At 69.1% G+C, this 15,496-nt stretch carries 15 protein-coding genes; 5 read left to right on the forward strand and 10 right to left on the reverse strand.

Translation table 11 applies throughout. From position 1 onward, the window contains the following. Positions 1-38: 38 nt before the first annotated feature. From ABZW96_RS21265 to ABZW96_RS21280, 4 genes are all read right to left on the reverse strand, one after another. Complete coding sequence (locus ABZW96_RS21265; RefSeq protein ID WP_355076967.1) at positions 39-992, reverse strand: asparaginase; 954 nt, start codon at positions 990-992, stop codon at positions 39-41. Then, on the reverse strand, positions 989-1,705 hold the full coding sequence (locus ABZW96_RS21270; protein ID WP_355076969.1) for an MOSC domain-containing protein: 717 nt from the start codon (positions 1,703-1,705) through the stop codon (positions 989-991). The genes ABZW96_RS21265 and ABZW96_RS21270 overlap by 4 nt, the downstream gene beginning before the upstream one ends. A gap of 101 nt (positions 1,706-1,806) precedes the next feature. Continuing rightward, entirely contained in the window at positions 1,807-2,919 is a 1,113-nt protein-coding gene (locus tag ABZW96_RS21275; protein WP_355076971.1) for a folate-binding protein, read from the reverse strand. 89 nt (positions 2,920-3,008) lie between these two features. Next, positions 3,009-3,254, reverse strand: coding sequence for a hypothetical protein (locus ABZW96_RS21280; protein WP_355077071.1), 246 nt, complete (start codon positions 3,252-3,254; stop codon positions 3,009-3,011). Between ABZW96_RS21280 and ABZW96_RS21285 the strand changes: the two genes are divergently transcribed. From ABZW96_RS21285 to cydC, 5 genes are all read left to right on the forward strand, one after another. Next, on the forward strand, positions 3,162-4,022 hold the full coding sequence (locus tag ABZW96_RS21285) for an aminodeoxychorismate lyase (RefSeq protein ID WP_355077065.1): 861 nt from the start codon (positions 3,162-3,164) through the stop codon (positions 4,020-4,022). The two genes, ABZW96_RS21280 and ABZW96_RS21285, sit on opposite strands and share 93 nt — an antisense overlap. 176 nt (positions 4,023-4,198) lie before the next feature. Next, positions 4,199-5,689 (forward strand): cytochrome ubiquinol oxidase subunit I, encoded by a 1,491-nt coding sequence (locus ABZW96_RS21290; protein ID WP_355076973.1) that lies wholly within the window; start codon positions 4,199-4,201, stop codon positions 5,687-5,689. A 9-nt stretch (positions 5,690-5,698) separates the two neighbouring features. Continuing rightward, the gene (gene cydB, locus ABZW96_RS21295; protein ID WP_355076974.1) at positions 5,699-6,730 is read left to right on the forward strand and encodes a cytochrome d ubiquinol oxidase subunit II; all 1,032 of its coding nucleotides are present in this window, start codon (positions 5,699-5,701) and stop codon (positions 6,728-6,730) included. A 4-nt stretch (positions 6,731-6,734) separates the two neighbouring features. Beyond that, positions 6,735-8,999, forward strand: a complete 2,265-nt coding sequence (locus ABZW96_RS21300) for an ATP-binding cassette domain-containing protein (RefSeq protein ID WP_355076976.1) — start codon at positions 6,735-6,737, stop codon at positions 8,997-8,999. A gap of 71 nt (positions 9,000-9,070) precedes the next feature. Next, a complete protein-coding gene (cydC, locus tag ABZW96_RS21305) occupies positions 9,071-10,780 on the forward strand; it encodes a thiol reductant ABC exporter subunit CydC (protein ID WP_355077067.1) in 1,710 nt (569 codons plus the stop codon). A gap of 476 nt (positions 10,781-11,256) precedes the next feature. Here the strand turns inward: cydC and ABZW96_RS21310 are convergent, their stop codons facing one another. The 6 genes from ABZW96_RS21310 to ABZW96_RS21335 form a co-directional block, all read right to left on the reverse strand. Further along, positions 11,257-11,964, reverse strand: a complete 708-nt coding sequence (locus ABZW96_RS21310) for an FABP family protein (RefSeq protein WP_355076977.1) — start codon at positions 11,962-11,964, stop codon at positions 11,257-11,259. A 189-nt stretch (positions 11,965-12,153) separates the two neighbouring features. Next, positions 12,154-12,459: a DUF1416 domain-containing protein gene (locus tag ABZW96_RS21315; protein ID WP_063023277.1), complete on the reverse strand. Its 306-nt coding sequence runs from the start codon at positions 12,457-12,459 to the stop codon at positions 12,154-12,156. A 5-nt stretch (positions 12,460-12,464) separates the two neighbouring features. After that, positions 12,465-13,298, reverse strand: coding sequence for a sulfurtransferase (locus tag ABZW96_RS21320; RefSeq protein WP_355076979.1), 834 nt, complete (start codon positions 13,296-13,298; stop codon positions 12,465-12,467). 29 nt (positions 13,299-13,327) lie between these two features. Beyond that, on the reverse strand, positions 13,328-13,822 hold the full coding sequence (locus tag ABZW96_RS21325; RefSeq protein ID WP_355076981.1) for a DUF4395 domain-containing protein: 495 nt from the start codon (positions 13,820-13,822) through the stop codon (positions 13,328-13,330). Between the two features lie 288 nt (positions 13,823-14,110). After that, complete coding sequence (locus ABZW96_RS21330) at positions 14,111-14,554, reverse strand: thioredoxin family protein (RefSeq protein WP_355076982.1); 444 nt, start codon at positions 14,552-14,554, stop codon at positions 14,111-14,113. Beyond that, entirely contained in the window at positions 14,551-15,351 is an 801-nt protein-coding gene (locus ABZW96_RS21335) for an LmeA family phospholipid-binding protein (protein ID WP_355076984.1), read from the reverse strand. The genes ABZW96_RS21330 and ABZW96_RS21335 overlap by 4 nt, the downstream gene beginning before the upstream one ends. Between the last annotated feature and the right edge of the window lie 145 nt (positions 15,352-15,496).

Consider the following 15,496-nt stretch of genomic DNA (forward strand, 5'->3'; position numbering starts at 1 on the left):
AGTGCCGTTTGCCCGCTTGTCGCCCTGCCGTGGAATAGCTAGACGACCCCGGGTATAGCACGAATCACACCGACTCGGATACCCCCGCCCAGCACCGCGGGGGCCGCCAGCTCCGCGTGCGCATCGGTCCACTCGATTCCCATTCGGTGCAGAATCGCCAGCGTCAGCGGCATTCGCGCGCGATCGTGGCCGTCTTCGATCTTGTACGCGAAAGCCGATCCGTCCGGCAGCGCGCCCGCGTGCACACCATCCGCGCCGATCTTGCACACCAGCCCGGGAGTGGCCAGCATGGTCAGCAGATCGGGCGCGTTCGTGCCGGAAATCACTCGCGGATGCGCGCGCACCGCGTCGGCGACCCGGCGTTCCGGGCTCCCCGGCTCGGCCGTCGCGATGGTCGAGAAAACCCGCGCGAGGTTGACGAGTGAGACCGGGATGATCGGCAATCCGCAGCCGTCGATGCCCAGATCGGCTTCCGGCTCGCCGGTCAGGTCGGCCACGGTCGCGATCACCGCGCGCTGCAGCGGATGCGCCCGGTCCTGGTAGCCCTCGGTCGGCCAGCCGTTGATCGCGCAGGTCGCGAGCATCGCCGCGTGTTTGCCCGAGCAGTTCATGTAGATGGGGCGGGGTTGTCCTCCGCCGGACAGCAGCGCGGTGCGGGCGCCCTCGTCGTACGGCAGATCGGCCGGGCAGGCCAGGGCGGATTCGGGCAGGCCGAACCGGTCCAGCAGCCTGCGCACCAGCGCGACATGGTCGGGTTCGCCGTAGTGCGAGGCGGTGGCGATCGCCAGTTCGGCGTCATCGACCGGCTGGAAACCGTTGCGCAGCAGGGTGATCGCCTGCATCGGCTTGTTCGTCGAGCGCGGGAAGATCGGCAGGTGCACTTCGCCGAGTTCGAGGGTGGGCTCGCCCGCGGCGTCGAGCACCACCACCGAGCCGCGGTGCACGCATTCACGGAAGCCCGAGCGGACCACTTCGACCAGTTCCACACTCACGATTTCGCTCCCGTGCCGATGTCGTCGGTGCTCGTCGTCGCGTGCCGGTGCGCGGTGGCGCGCACGGCGTTGCCATGCCTGCGCGCGTGCCGTTCCACTTGCATGCGCACGTCGTCGGAGATGGTCGGCTCGTCGGCGAGCAGGATCGCCAGCAGATCCGGATCGGCGCCGGTGAACAGATCGCGGACCGTGATGCCGTGCTCGGGGACGTGTACCACCGAGATCCGGTCGCCCGCCGCGATCGTGCCCTCGGTGAGCACCCGCAGATAGGCGCCGGTATCGCTGCGCAGGGTGAACCGTTTGACCCACTGCTGCTCGCCGCTCCAGTGCTGGAACGTGGCGCATGGCACGCGCGGAGCGCTCACCTCCAGCACGGTGTCACCGACCGTCCAGCGCGCGCCGATCACCGAGTCGCTGACCGGAAGGCCACGCACGCGCAGGTTTTCGCCGAACCAGCCCGCGGGCAGTTCCCGGCCGAGCTCCGTGCCCCAGCGGCGGGCGTCCTCGTCGGCGTAGGCGTAGACGGCCTGGTGCACGCCGCCGTGATGCTTGGTGTTGCAGACGTGATCGCCGTCCAAGCCGAGGGCGCGTACGGCGACTCGTCCCGCCGCCGGGCGCTTGTCGATGGCGCTGCGACCGACCCTTCCCGGTACCTCGATATCGGCGTGCACCACGCACGCCGCGAGCACCTCTCCGGAATCACCGACGCGCATGAACGGCGCTCCTCTCGTCACGAATGGGGAACTCGGCGCTGAGCAAGAGTGCGGATGTCGGCTGAGGAAAACGTCCCGCTTGCCGGTGGCCGGTCAACAGGTCAGCGCCCACGCAGCCGGTCGACCGCGAGCCGGCCCGCTTGCGGTTCGTCGTCGGAGGGCATCGAATCGGGATCGATGGACGCCGCGACCGGGCCGGCGACCAGCGCGGTGTCGGCCGGAACCGCGCGCTTGACCAGCGCGAGGGCGATCGGGCCGAGTTCGAAGTGGTCGACGACCGTGCCGAGCCTGCCGACCGCGCGGCCGCCGGCGGTGACGTCGTCGCCGATGACCGGGCGCTCGTCCGCCGAGCCGTCCAGGTGCAGCAGCAACAGGTGCCGCGGCGGCTTGCCGAGGTTGTGCACCCTGGCCACCGTCTCCTGGCCGCGGTAGCAGCCCTTGTCCAGGTGGACGGCTCCGTGTTCGGCGACGCCGCCGATCCAGCGGGCCTCGTGCGGGATGGTCCGCTCGTCGGTGTCCGATCCGATCCGCGGCCGGACGGCCGCGACGCGCAATGCCTCGAACGCCCACATTCCGGCGGGAACGGCGCCTGCCGCGGTGAGCCGGTCCCACAGGCCGGTCAGCTGATCGCGCGGGACGACCAAGTCGAAGGAGTCGGCCGTCGGCCACGGCATCCGGCGCAAGAATCCGCCGCCGGGCAGCGGCGTCGCCTCGTACACGCCGGGAAGGGCGGTGATGCCGAGTGTTTCGGCCAGGTCTGCCACTCCGGGGCCGAGCAGGCTGAGTACCGCGTGGTCGGCGGCTTCGGGTTTGGCATCGGCCCAGAAGACCATCTTCTGCAGGAACGCGAGCAGGTCGGGTCCGCGCTCGGCTTCGGTATCGATCCAGACGGCGCCGTCCAGTTCGGTGAGCACGAAGTGATGCTGGACCCGGCCGTTCAAATCCAGGTCGAGGTTCTCGGCGGACTGCCCGTCGCCGAGGGTGGCGACATGCTGACTGGAGATGGTGTGCAACCAGGAGAGCCGCTCCGCGCCGGTGATGCGAAGCACGAATCGGTGTGACCGGTCGACGATCGCGGCGCGCTGCACCGCGGCGCGCTGCTCGCCGAACGGATCGCCGTAATGCCACGCGACGGCGGCGTCGGGCGAACCCGCCGCTCCCGCGACGGCTCCCGACACACTGAGGATGGGGCTGGGCGCAACGACCACGGACACCTCTCCCACTCTAGGCGGGCCCGCCCGGCGGTGCGCGAACCGGGCCAGGGCGCCGGAGAACGGCATAGCCGATCGGCATTGTCCGAGCATTACAGCGGGCCGCGTGGGGCGGCTGCACAAAAGGTCTGGCAAAAGCGGCCGTGACATAGGCATTGTCCGCTCACACCGCCTACGCTCGTCGCATGGTGGATCGAGTTCTGGTAACTCTCGATGGCGCGGTCCGGGATGCGGATGCGCCGTTGTTGTTTGCGGACGATATTGGCGTATTGCGTGGCGATGGTGTCTTCGAAACGGTGCTCGTGCGCGCGGGCGTCGCGTGTGCGATCGAATTTCATCTAGGCAGATTGCGCCGCTCCGCCCAGGCGCTCGATCTGCCCGAGCCGGAACTGGGCAAATGGCGCGAGGCGGTGGAGACCGCCGCCAAGGAGTGGGGCAGCGAGCGCGAAGGCGTGATGCGGCTGGTGCTCACCCGCGGGCGCGACTCCGAGTTGGCCGCAACGCCCGACAAGGTCAAGACCGGTGACCTCGCCGCCGCCGTGCCCGTGCCGACCGCTTTCGTGCTCGTGGTGCCGGTGCCCGAGCGCGTCGAGAAGGCCCGCGCCGAGGGCGTCGCCGTGGTGAGCCTGTCGCGGGGCATCTCGGTCGACCTCGCGCAAGCGGCGCCATGGCAACTGCTCGGTGCCAAGACGCTGTCCTATGCCACCAATATGGCCGCCCTGCGGTTCGCCGCGCGGATGGGCGCGGAGGACGTGATCTTCACCAGCACGGAGAACCGGGTGCTGGAGGGGCCGCGATCCACCGTGGTGATCGCCCGCGACAAGCAGCTGATCACGCCGCCCGCGAAGAACGGTGTGCTGCCCGGCGTCACTCAGCGCGCGCTGTTCGCCGAAGCCGAGAAGGCCGGCTGGCAATGCCGCTACGACTCGCTGTTCACCGCCGACCTGCTCACCTGCGACAGCATCTGGATGCTGTCGAGCATTTCGCTTGCGGCGCGGGTGAATTCGCTGGACGGGCTGCGGATGTCCGCGCCGGACAACGCCGAAGAGATCATCGGGCTGGTCGATCGCGGTATCGAGCGGGCGGGAGCCATCGGCGACTGGTGAGTGTGCGCCGCTCCGTGATCTCCGTCCTACTCGGGCGGGCACGGGGCGGTGATGAGCACGGAAAACAGGCCGAACAGGCAGTATCAGCCCTGGTGGCGTGGCCTAGGACTCATTTTTCGAGGTCTGCTCCGGCGTAGGCTTTACTACGACATGTCGTAGACACGCAGGAGGCCGGCTTGAACGCCTTGGACATCTCCCGATGGCAGTTCGGCATCACAACCGTTTACCACTTCCTGCTGGTGCCGCTGACCATCGGTCTCGCGCCGCTGGTCGCTGCCATGCAGACGGCATGGGTCGTCACCGGCAAGCAGCACTGGCTGCGACTGACGAAGTTCTTCGGCAAGCTGTTCCTGATCAACTTCGCGCTCGGCGTCGCGACCGGCATCGTGCAGGAGTTCCAGTTCGGCATGAACTGGAGCGAGTACTCCCGCTTCGTCGGTGACGTGTTCGGCGCCCCGCTCGCGCTGGAAGGGCTGATCGCCTTCTTCATGGAGTCGACCTTCCTCGGACTGTGGATCTTCGGCTGGACCCGGTTGCCGAAACTGCTGCACCTCGGCGCGATTTGGATGGTCGCGATCGGCGTGAACGCCTCGGCGTATTTCATCGTCGCGGCCAACTCGTTCATGCAGCATCCGGTCGGCGCCCGCTACAACCCGGAAACCGGTCGCGCGGAGCTGGAGAGCATCGTGAAGGTGCTCACCAACAACACCTTGCTGGCGGCTTTCCCGCACGTGGTGGCCGGATCCTTCCTCACGGCGGGCACCTTCGTCGTCGGCATCGCCGGCTGGTGGATGGTGCGCAACGCGCGCAGTGGCGACGAGGCGAAGTCGGCTGACGCGCGCGAGATGTGGCGGCCCGCCGCGCGTGCGGGCATCGTCGTGGTGATCGCGGCGATGGCCGCTCTGGTCTACACCGGCGACGTGCAGGGCAAGCTGATGTTCGAGCAGCAGCCGATGAAGATGGCCTCGGCGGAATCGCTGTGCCACACCGCCCTCGACCCCGATTTCTCCGTGCTGACCGTCGGCACGCACAACAACTGCGACAGCGTGACGCACGTGCTCGAAGTGCCCTATGTGCTGCCCTGGCTGGCGAAGGGGGAGTTCACCGGTGTGACGCTGGACGGCGTCGTCGACCTGCAGAAGACCTACAACGAGAAGTTCGGTGTCGGTGACTACCGGCCCAACCTGTTCGTCACCTACTGGTCGTTCCGTGCCATGATCGGGCTGTCGGCGGGTTCGGTGCTGCTCGCGCTGGCCGGGCTCTGGCTGACCCGCCGCGGACGAGTGCCGGACCAGCGCTGGTTCGCCTGGCTGAGCCTGCTGGCCATCCCCACCCCGTTTTTGGCCAACAGCGCCGGGTGGGTGTTCACCGAGATGGGGCGGCAGCCCTGGGTGGTCGCGCCCAACCCAACCGGCGACCCGAATCTGCGCCTCACCGTTCAGCAGGGCGTCTCCGATCACTCGCCAGGCGTCGTGCTGTTCTCGCTGATCACCTTCACGCTGCTGTACGGCGCGCTCGCGTTCGTGTGGTTCTTCCTGATGCGCCGGTACGTGATCCACGGACCGGATCCGGCGGCGCCCGCCGCCGAGCCGCACGACACGGATACGACTTCGGGCGAACGCCGCCCCGAAGAGCCCGCCGTCGAACAACTTTCGTTCGCCTACTAGGAGCCGGCGATGAGTCTGCAAGAGTTCTGGTTCGTCCTGATCGGTGTGCTGTTCACCGGCTACTTCGTGCTGGAGGGCTTCGATTTCGGCGTCGGCATGCTCATGCCGATCCTCGGCAAGGGGTCCGACCGGCGCAGGCGCGCGGTGCTCAACACGATCGGGCCGGTGTGGGACGCCAACGAAGTCTGGTTGATCACCGCGGGCGCCGCGATGTTCGCGGCGTTCCCGGAGTGGTACGCGAGCCTGTTCTCCGGCTTCTACCTGGCGTTGCTGCTGGTGCTCGTCGCGCTGATCCTGCGGATCTGCGCCATCGAGTACCGCGGCAAGATCGATGATCCGCGCTGGCGGGCCCGCTGCGACATCGGCATCGGCATCGGCTCCTGGGTTCCGGCGCTGGCGTGGGGCTGGGTGTTCGCCAATGTGGTGCACGGTGTCCCGCTGAACGAGAAGAAGCAGTTCGCGGGCTCGGTCGCCGACTTGTTCGGGCCCTACGCCCTGCTCGGCGGGCTGGCGACCGGACTGCTGTTCGCGCTGCACGGAGCGATGTTCCTGGTGCTCAAGACCGCGGGCGAGGTCCGCGACGACGCACGACGCACCGCTCGGCTGCTGCTCGTCCCGACCGTGGTCGTCGTCGGCGGATTCGGATTGTGGACACAGCTGGCCTACGGGAACGACTGGACCTGGATCCCATTGGGGCTGGCCGTGCTCGGTCTGGTCGTGGCGGCGGCGGCCGATCTCGCGCAGCGCGACGGGTGGGCGTTCACCGGCACCACGGTGACCGTCGCGGCGGCGACCGCGCTGCTGTTCGGTTCGCTGTTCCCCGCGGTGCTTCCCTCGACGATCGATGCGGCGTTCGACCTGACGGTTTACAACGCGTCCTCCACGCCGTACACGCTGAAGGTGATGAGCTGGGCCGCCGCGCTGGTCACGCCGGTCGTGCTGGTGTACCAGGGCTGGACGTACTGGGTGTTCCGCAAGCGCATCACCGTCGAGCAGATCCCGCCCCCGGTCGGCCTGCCCCTGCGGGTCGCGCAGGATTGACGCCATGGCCCGCCCGCCGATCGATCCGCGCCTGTGGCGTTATGCCCGCTCGGCGCGCAGCTATCTCGCGCTGAGCGTGGCGCTGTCGCTGGTCGTGACCGGCGCGATCGTGGTCGCGGCGGTGCTGATCGGGCGGGTGCTCGCCGGGGTGGTCACCGATCCGAGTGCGCGCACGCTCGGCGCGTGGACGGTCGAACTCGTCGTGCTCGCGGTCGCGATCGCGGCCCGGGTGCTCGCCACGTGGGCGCAGTCCCGGCTGGCGCACCGAGCGGGCGCGAGCGTGGTGGCGGAGCTGGAAGGCGCGGTGCTCGATGCGGGCGCACGGCTGTCGCCTCGCGAACTCGACGCGCGTCGAACGGAATTGGCCGTGGTCGTCGGCACGGGCCTGTCCGGGCTGCGCGGATATCTTGTCGGCTACCTGCCCGCTCTGCTGCTGGCGGTGCTGGTTCCGCCGATCGTGCTCGCGGTGATCGCGGCCCACGATGCGACTTCCGGTGTGATCGTGGTGATCACCTTGCCGCTCATCCCGATCTTCATGATCCTCATCGGGCTGCTGACCCAGGGGCGGGCGGAAGCCACGCTCGCGGCCACCACCCGGCTGTCGGACCAAATGCTCGATCTGTTCGCGGGCATGCCGACATTGCGTGCGCTCGGCCGGGAGACCGGCGACGCGGAACCCGAGCCCACTGCGCGGGGCCAGCGGAACGACACCGGGACGGGCGGTTCGACCGCACACGCGCACACCATGCGGCACCGTGTTCGCGATCTCGGCGACGCGCTGCGCCGGCGCACCATGGGCGCGCTCCGCATCGCCTTTCTGTCTTCCATGGTGCTGGAGTTGCTCGCCACGCTGAGCGTGGCACTGATCGCGGTCTCCATCGGGCTGCGACTGGTCTTCGGTGAGATGAGTCTTTACGCGGGCTTGGTGGTGCTGGTGCTCGCCCCGGAGGTGTATCTGCCGCTGCGCATGGTGGGCGAACGTTTCCACGCCGCCCAGGACGGTATGGCGGCCGCGGACCGAGCGTTCGCGATCCTCGAGTCCACGCCCGCCGAGCCGACCGAGCGGCTACCCGGCCACGGCGCGCGGCGAGCGGCGGCGCACGCCGGTGTGGGCGCACCGGACGAGTCGGCCCACGCGGGTACATGCGACTGTCGACGCACCGAGCCGGAGAAGGCCGTGGTGACGGCTCGCCGCGGCAGTCCCCAGGACTCCGGCACGGCGACGGCGCCTGACCACGAGCCGGTCGAGTCGCTGCCCAGCCGGGACGTGCAGGGGCTGGCGCGCGTCGATGCGGTGCGGGACGAGTCGACGCGCGCCGGTGCATGCGGCCGCTGTGCCTTGCCGGAGGAAGCCGGGGTGACGGCTCGCCGCGGCAGTCCCCAGGACTCCGGCGCGGCGACGGCGCCTGACCACGAGCCGGTCGAGTCGCTGTCCAGCCGGGGCGTGCAGGGGGTGGCGCGCGTCGATGCGGTGCGGGACGAGTCGACGCGCGCCGGTGCATGCGGCCGCTGTGCCTTGCCGGAGGAAGCCGGGGTGACGGCTCGCCGCAGCAGCTCCGAGTGGCCCGGCACGGTCGAACTCCGCGACCTGTCGGTCCGGGCGCGGGACGGGTTCGCTCCCGCGGGCCTGTCGGCGATCTTGCGGCCCGGTGCCCTCACGGTGCTCGCCGGTCCCAACGGAAGCGGTAAATCTACCGCGGTACAGGCGATTCTGGGCCTGATCACACCCGACCGAGGTGCCGTGACCGTCGACGGGGTGGACGTCCGCGAACTGGACCAGGACCAATGGTGGGCGCGTGTGGCTTGGCTGCCGCAGCGGCCGGTGCTGGTTCCCGGCACATTGCGCGACAACCTCGAATTGCTCGGCGCGCGGACGGTGGACCACGCCGCACACGGCCCGGCGCGCGTCCTCGATGATCTCGAAGTCGCTTGTCTGGCAACTGGTTTCGACGCCGTGCTCGATGAACTGCCCGAGCGCTGGAACACGGTGGTCGGCCCCGGCGGCGTCGGCCTGTCGCTCGGTCAACGCCAGCGCCTCGCGCTGACCAGGGTGCTGGCCACCGATCGCCCGATCCTGCTGCTGGACGAGCCGACCGCGCACCTCGACGCCGCCGCCGAAGCCACCGTGCTGGCCGCACTCCAAGCCAGGGTCCGTATGGGCGCGACGGTCGTCGTCGTCGGCCACCGCCCGACCGTGCTGGCCGCCGCCGACCATGTCGTGCAGGTGCGCGCGGACCTGCGCACCTCGCGAGAGGAGGTGCCGGGATGAACACCGGCGGACGCGCGACGCGTGCCGTTCCGCGTGCCACCGGTTCCACGGTGCCCGGTGATCTGCGCCGAATGTGGGCGCTGCTCGAATTGTCCCGTTGGCGGGTCGCGGTGGCGATCGGATGGGGCGTGCTGGCGCTCGGCAGCGGGCTCGGGCTCGCCGCGTTGGCGGCCTGGCTGATCGCGCGCGCCTGGCAGATGCCGCCGGTGCTCGATCTGAGCATCGCCGTGGTGGCGGTGCGCGCGTTCGGCATCTCCCGTGGCTTGTGCCGGTACCTGGAACGTCTCGCCACGCACGACGTCGCACTGCGCGCTATGACAACAGCGCGAACCACGGTGTACCGGACGCTGGCTCGTTCGGATTTCTGGCTGTGCCGACCCGAGGTGTCGCCGAGTGGCGGCGATCGGTCGGGCAAGCCGCTGCGCCGCGGAGATCTCCTGGTCCGGATCGGCAGCGACATCGACGACTTGGGTGCCGTGGTGGTCCGCGCGTTCGTGCCGGTCGCGGTCGCCCTCGTGCTCTCACTCGCCGCCGTCGCTCTGCTGGCCACGATCTCGCCCGCCGCCGCCGCGATCCTGGCGGGTGCGCTGGTCCTGTCGGGCATCGTCGCACCGTGGTTGTCGGCCAAGGCGGCGTCCGAGGCGGAACGCGCCGTGCGGGCCGACCGGGCGGAGTTCACCGCTCAGGCCCTCACCGTGCTCGACCACGCCGCGGAACTACGCGTAGCCGGTCGCCTGGATGCCGCCCTCGCCGCGGCCGGGCAAGCGTCGCGCCGTACGGTCGCCGCGGAAGATCGGGCGGCCGCGCGCAGCGCCTGGTCGGCCGCTGCCACGCCCCTGTCCATCGGCGCGGCTGTCCTCGGCGCGCTGCTGATCGGCATCACCCTCTACGGCCCGGACGGCGGCTCGCCAGGCGCGATGACGCCCATGGCGCTCGTCGTCCTGGTCCTCTTGCCCTTGTCGGCCTTCGAAGCGGTCGGCCCGCTGCCCACGGCGGCGCAGACGCTGACCACGGCCCGCGCGGCCCTGCATCGCCTGGATGGACTCGACCCCGATTCGCCCCCGAGTGCGTCGGTCGGCCCGTCGGCGCGGCAGACCACCCGCCCTCCACATGCAAAGGACGCGGCGAACGTCGCTCGGACTCTTCCCATCGACGCCCATGTGCCGGAACTGCCCTGCGGACGGCGGATCGCGGTGGTCGGCCCCAGCGGCGCGGGCAAGACGACTCTGCTCATGAAGTGGGCCGGGTTGTTCGACACGCCGCGCCCCGGCGTCACCTTCTTCGCCGAAGACGCGCACCTGTTCGGCACCTCCGTGCTGGAGAATCTGCGGGTCGCCCGCGGTGATCTGACCGCGGAAGAAGCCGAAGAAGCTTTGCGAACGGTCGGTCTCGGGAACTGGCTGGACGGGCTTCCGCAGGGTGTGCACACCGATCTCGTCGGGGGAGCGGCCGCCGTGTCGGGTGGCCAGCGTCGCCGGATCCTGCTCGCGCGCGCCCTGGTGTCACCGGCGCGAGTATTGCTGCTCGACGAACCGACCGAGCACTTGGAAGCCGAAGCCGGGGCGAAGCTGCTGCGCGACCTGTTGGACGCCGACAACGGTCTCGTGGAACCGGATCGGATCGTGGTCGTCGTCACGCATCAGCTCCCGGAAGACCATCGGGCCGACGCGGTGCTGCGAGTATCCGCCTCAGGGCAGGTCACGACGGACTTCGCGGGGCACGGAACGCCATGTGGCAGCGCCGATTCAGCCCACCGAGAAAATCCGTTGCCGAGCTACTGACGCATCGCTAGATTCGTTCGTACACAGGAAGGAGGTGGTTCGAAGAATGATTATTCATAGGACACGTGAGGTGGCTGTCCGCTAGCGCCACCGCTGCAGGTGGATTTCGCCCGCGCGAGCGCTAGCGAATTCCAGGCAGTCACCCGGCCCCCGAGCCCCGGTCCGTCCGACCGGACCCGTGCGACCACAATCGCACCGGTATGGCTCGGGGGCTGTTCTGTTCCGCCTCTCCGGGTATTCAGGCCGTACCAGTGGGGTGGGGTGTGGGTTGGTCACAGGGCCTGCGTTGGGGATGTGGGTGGGTTTTGGGCGTTCCCGGTGAGTTACCCATGTGCTCGCGAGATCAGGTGTTGCGTTGGGGTGGAGTCGGTCAGGGGTTGCAGCAGACCACGTACTGCGTTCCGCTGCGGCTAGCCTGCGATTGCGTTGGGCAGCGCCGAGCGCGGCGGGGTGCCGTGCTGGGCGAGGAGAAATTCTCAGCCGATGTAGCGCTGGAGGCGGGCCGAGAGGCGGGGTTGGAGGGGGCCGTCGGCTACCACGCGTTCTTCGACGTAGGCCAGGTCGCCGCCCTCGACGATGCCGTAGAGGCGTTTGGCGCCGCCCACGACGATGCCGGACTGGCTGCGGATCACCACGTCGGTGGCCAGTTCCCAGGACGACTGGGACAGCGCTTGCCCGTAGAACAGCTCCACGATGCCGCCGCTGTGTGACAGCAGCAGTTCGATGACCTCGTCGTTGCCGTCGATGCCGACTCGCCAGAAGCCGCTCTCGCGCAAGTCGGGGCCGCCGTAGGCGCCGTCGGCCTCGATGACCCAGGACCGGGATTCCCAGGCGAGATAGTCGCCGCCGTCGTGTGAGACGACGATCTGCTGGCCGAAGTGGTAGTCCCCGCGCTCGGGATCGTTGCCCTCCCCCTCGCCGCGCCACACGCCCACCAGCGGGAGCAGCGCGAGCATCGAGGCGCTGAGGTCCGGGCCGAGGCGCAAGTTGGCCGTGTCCTCGGGCAGCGGAAGATCCGGTAGGACCGGGATGTTGCGGGCACCGGTCGATTTCGCCCGTTCGGCAGCCTCGGCTACGGCCTGGTCGCCGCTGCGGCGACCGGCGGAATCAGCCGGAGCGTTGCCGTTCAGTTGTTCACTCGCTCGCTCGGCCGGATTGGAACCTTCGCTCGCGAGTTCGCTCATGATTCGGTGAACAGCCGGTAGAAGACGTAGAGGCCGAACCAGCCGATCAGGACGGCCACGGCCACCAGCAGAATCTCGAAGAAGAGGACCACGTTTCGAGTCTAACGACCTCGCTTTCGCGGCGCGCAAACGGCCCCGGTGCTTCCGCGGAGCGGAAAGCGACCGGGGCCGTTCGACGACTGCGAGGTCTTACTTGGCGACCGCGACGTCCACCGCGTGGATGCCCGCGCCTTCGGGGCGCACCTCGGCGGAGCCGTTGCCCGCCGAGGACAGCGCGCGGACGGTCCACGAGCCGGGAGCCGCGAAGAACCGGAAGTCACCGGTGCCCGACGCGACGACCTCGGCGGTGAAATCACCGTTGCCGTCGAGCAGGCGCACGAACGCCCCGCCCACCGGCTGGCCGTCGGTGCTCAGGACACGGCCGGTGATGACCGTTTCCTTCTCCACGTCGACACCGGCCGGGATTGCCTGGCCCTGGGTAGGTGCTGCACACATATGGATTACTCTCCCAACTCGATCGGAGCGCCGACGAGCGAGCCGTACTCGGTCCAGCTGCCGTCGTAGTTCTTGACGTTCTGGTGGCCCAGCAGTTCCTGCAGCACGAACCAGGTGTGCGAGGAACGCTCGCCGATCCGGCAGTACGCGATGGTCTCCTTCTCGCCGTCCAGGCCGGCTTCCTGGTAGATCTCGGTCAGCTCGGCGTCGGACTTGAAGGTGCCGTCCTCGTTCGCGGCCTTGCTCCACGGCACGTTGATGGCGCCGGGGATGTGGCCGGGACGCTGGCTCTGCTCCTGCGGGAGGTGGGCGGGCGCCAGGATCTTGCCGCTGAACTCGTCGGGCGAACGCACGTCGACCAGGTTCTTGGTGCCGATGGCCGCGATGACCTCGTCACGGAAGGCGCGGATGTTCAGGTCGGGCGCCGACGCCTTGTACTGGGTGGCGGGCCGGTTCACCGGCTCGGTCGACAGCGGACGGCCGTCGAGTTCCCACTTCTTGCGACCGCCGTCGAGCAGCTTGACGTTGTTGTGGCCGTACAGCTTGAAGTACCAGTAGGCGTACGCGGCGAACCAGTTGTTGTTGCCGCCGTACAGGATGACCTCGTCGTCGTTCGAGATGCCGCGCGCCGAGAGCAGGTCGGAGAACTGCTCCTGGTTCACGAAGTCGCGACGAACCTGATCCTGCAGGTCCTTCTTCCAGTCGAGCCGGACGGCACCCTCGATGTGACCACCGTCGTAGGCGGAGGTGTCCTCGTCGACCTCGACGAACACGACGCCGGGGGCGTTGAGGTTCTCTTCGGCCCAGTCAACGGAGACCAGGACATCGGAGCGAGCCATTGTTTTCCTTTCAGAGATGACGTGCAGGGTCAGTTCGATGCCGGTGACGGGGTCCGGCGGAGGCGGGCTACCAGCGGATAGATCCGGCAACCCAGGCAGAGCCCGAACGCCGCGTTCAGGAACGCCGCGAACAAGGCGAAGCCGGCGAACACCGCGCCGACGATCGTGGAGCCGAGCGCGAAGCCCAGCAGGCTGACGGCCGCGAACACGAAACCGAGCAACTGCGCGAACCGCAGCGGGGCCGTCGGCTCGGTCTCGGTGGTCGGCGCGAGACGCGGCGCGACGACGGCCGCGTAGATCCGGCCGTAGGGGTGGCGGCGCGGGCCGAGGGCGGCGCCGACCGCGAAGACGACTGCTTGCAGGGCGATCAACACCCCCGCGGCGACCGGCGAGAACGCGGCGGCGAGCAGCACCACGACGAGGACGCCGGTGGTCACCCATGCGGCGAATCGTGGTCCGCGCACGTCGACCCGGTCGGAAGAAACGGGGATCGCTTCGGAACTATTACGGATCTCGGTGGACATTGTGCGTACTCCTGCGCTGGATAAGTCCGATGACTGAAAATTTGCCAATTCGCCGGGGGATCGTGAGATCGCTCGCGCGGCGGACAGGGGTCGGCGTCAGGAAATCCGGAAAAGCCGACCGCTCAGCGGCACAGGCAGCAACAACCACCGAGCCGACACAGATCCACTGTGCGGCGTCGGGTGAGCATCAGCTCGTGGTTGGTAAGCACGTCAGCAGTTTACCCAATTCGGCGGGAGAATATGGACCCGGGGTGGATCACTTCCGTCCAGGGGGCTTGTCGTCGCAGCTCAGGCCGCCGCGGTCAGCGGCTCGAGCGCGGAGTGCAGATCCGTGGCCTTGGGCACGCCGGAGATGCGGAACCGTTCCCTGCCCGCGATGTCGAAGACGAACGTGGTGGGCAGCGAGAGCACGTTCAGCTCCCGGGCGAGCGCAGGCTCGGCGTCGATGTCCACCTCGATGTCCTGCGGCGGCTGCGGTGAGCCCGCGAGCTGGCCTGTGACGTTGGCAACCACCCGGCGAACAGCGGAGCACGGTCCGCACCACTCGGCGGAGAAATGCAGTACCGCGGGACCGGCGCCGGTCACGCCGACGGACGCCAGCAGTTCCGCGCGGGCGGTGTGGGACAGGTCGATGCCGTCGGCCGCGCGGATCTTGCCGTCGCGCCGGCGCAGCAGGACGCCCACCGCCAGCGCGGTGAGCAGTACTACTGCGAGGATGGTGACTTGGATCATGGTCGCTGCAATCGGTCGAGGTCGATCGTGACGTTCACGCCCTTGCCCTCCACGACGATCTGACCGCCCTGAGCGGAGACCTTGGTAGGCCGGACACCGAACGGCAACTCCTTGGTGTCGATGGTACGGGTGAAGCGGGCGAGGACCGCCGGGCGATCGGCCTCGGTGATCACCGCCACAGGCATGGTCTCGGTGCCGGGCGGGCCGCGGTAGAACCCGGTCGCCACGATTTTCACCTGATCGCCGTCGAGGAGCAGATCGGCCTGCACGCTGACTTTTTCACCGCCGTACTGCGCGCCGGGCGTCTCCGGCATGGTTCCGGTGAGCACCAGTGCGCCCGTGGTGGTCATGCCGGAACCGCCCGATCCGCCGGTCCCGTCGGACTTGTCGGCAGGCCGCGAGTGCACCTGCAGATCGGGAATGGCGAACAGCCTGCCGAGTTCGGTCGGCTCCACGCGCAACCGGCTGTCCACGCGCTCCACCGGGACGCCGCGCAGGCTGCCGTCGACGAGTTCGCCGACCGGCAGCCGCACCCCGGTCAGCGTCGCCTCGAGCGCGATCTCCCCCGGGATGTCCAGTCGCTTCGCGCGGGCCCGGATCTCCACGTGGTCGTAGCGGCTGTCCCAGGCCTGGCCGAGGAAGGGGAAACCGTGGATCGTCACTTCGGGATCGGCGGTGAGATCGGCGCCGTCGCGCAGCGCTCGGGACACGCGATACTCCGAATAGGCCGCGGTACTGAAGTCGACGACGACGGCGAACCCAGCCAGACACAGCAGGCCGATGATCAGCTTGCGCATGCTCCCCCGTCTCTCCGGGTCTCGGGCCGCGGCGGCCGGGAGCCGCGCGGCGCGCGTTCGGCTACCGCCTCGGGGGCCTCGCCGACGGCGGGCATGCCCGATACGTAACCCATGTACGCACCATATCGGTTGGCCCGGGCGGGGC

The sequence above is a fragment of the Nocardia sp. NPDC004168 genome, assembly GCF_040610355.1.
In the GTDB taxonomy this organism is placed as follows: Bacteria; Actinomycetota; Actinomycetes; order Mycobacteriales; family Mycobacteriaceae; genus Nocardia; species Nocardia sichangensis.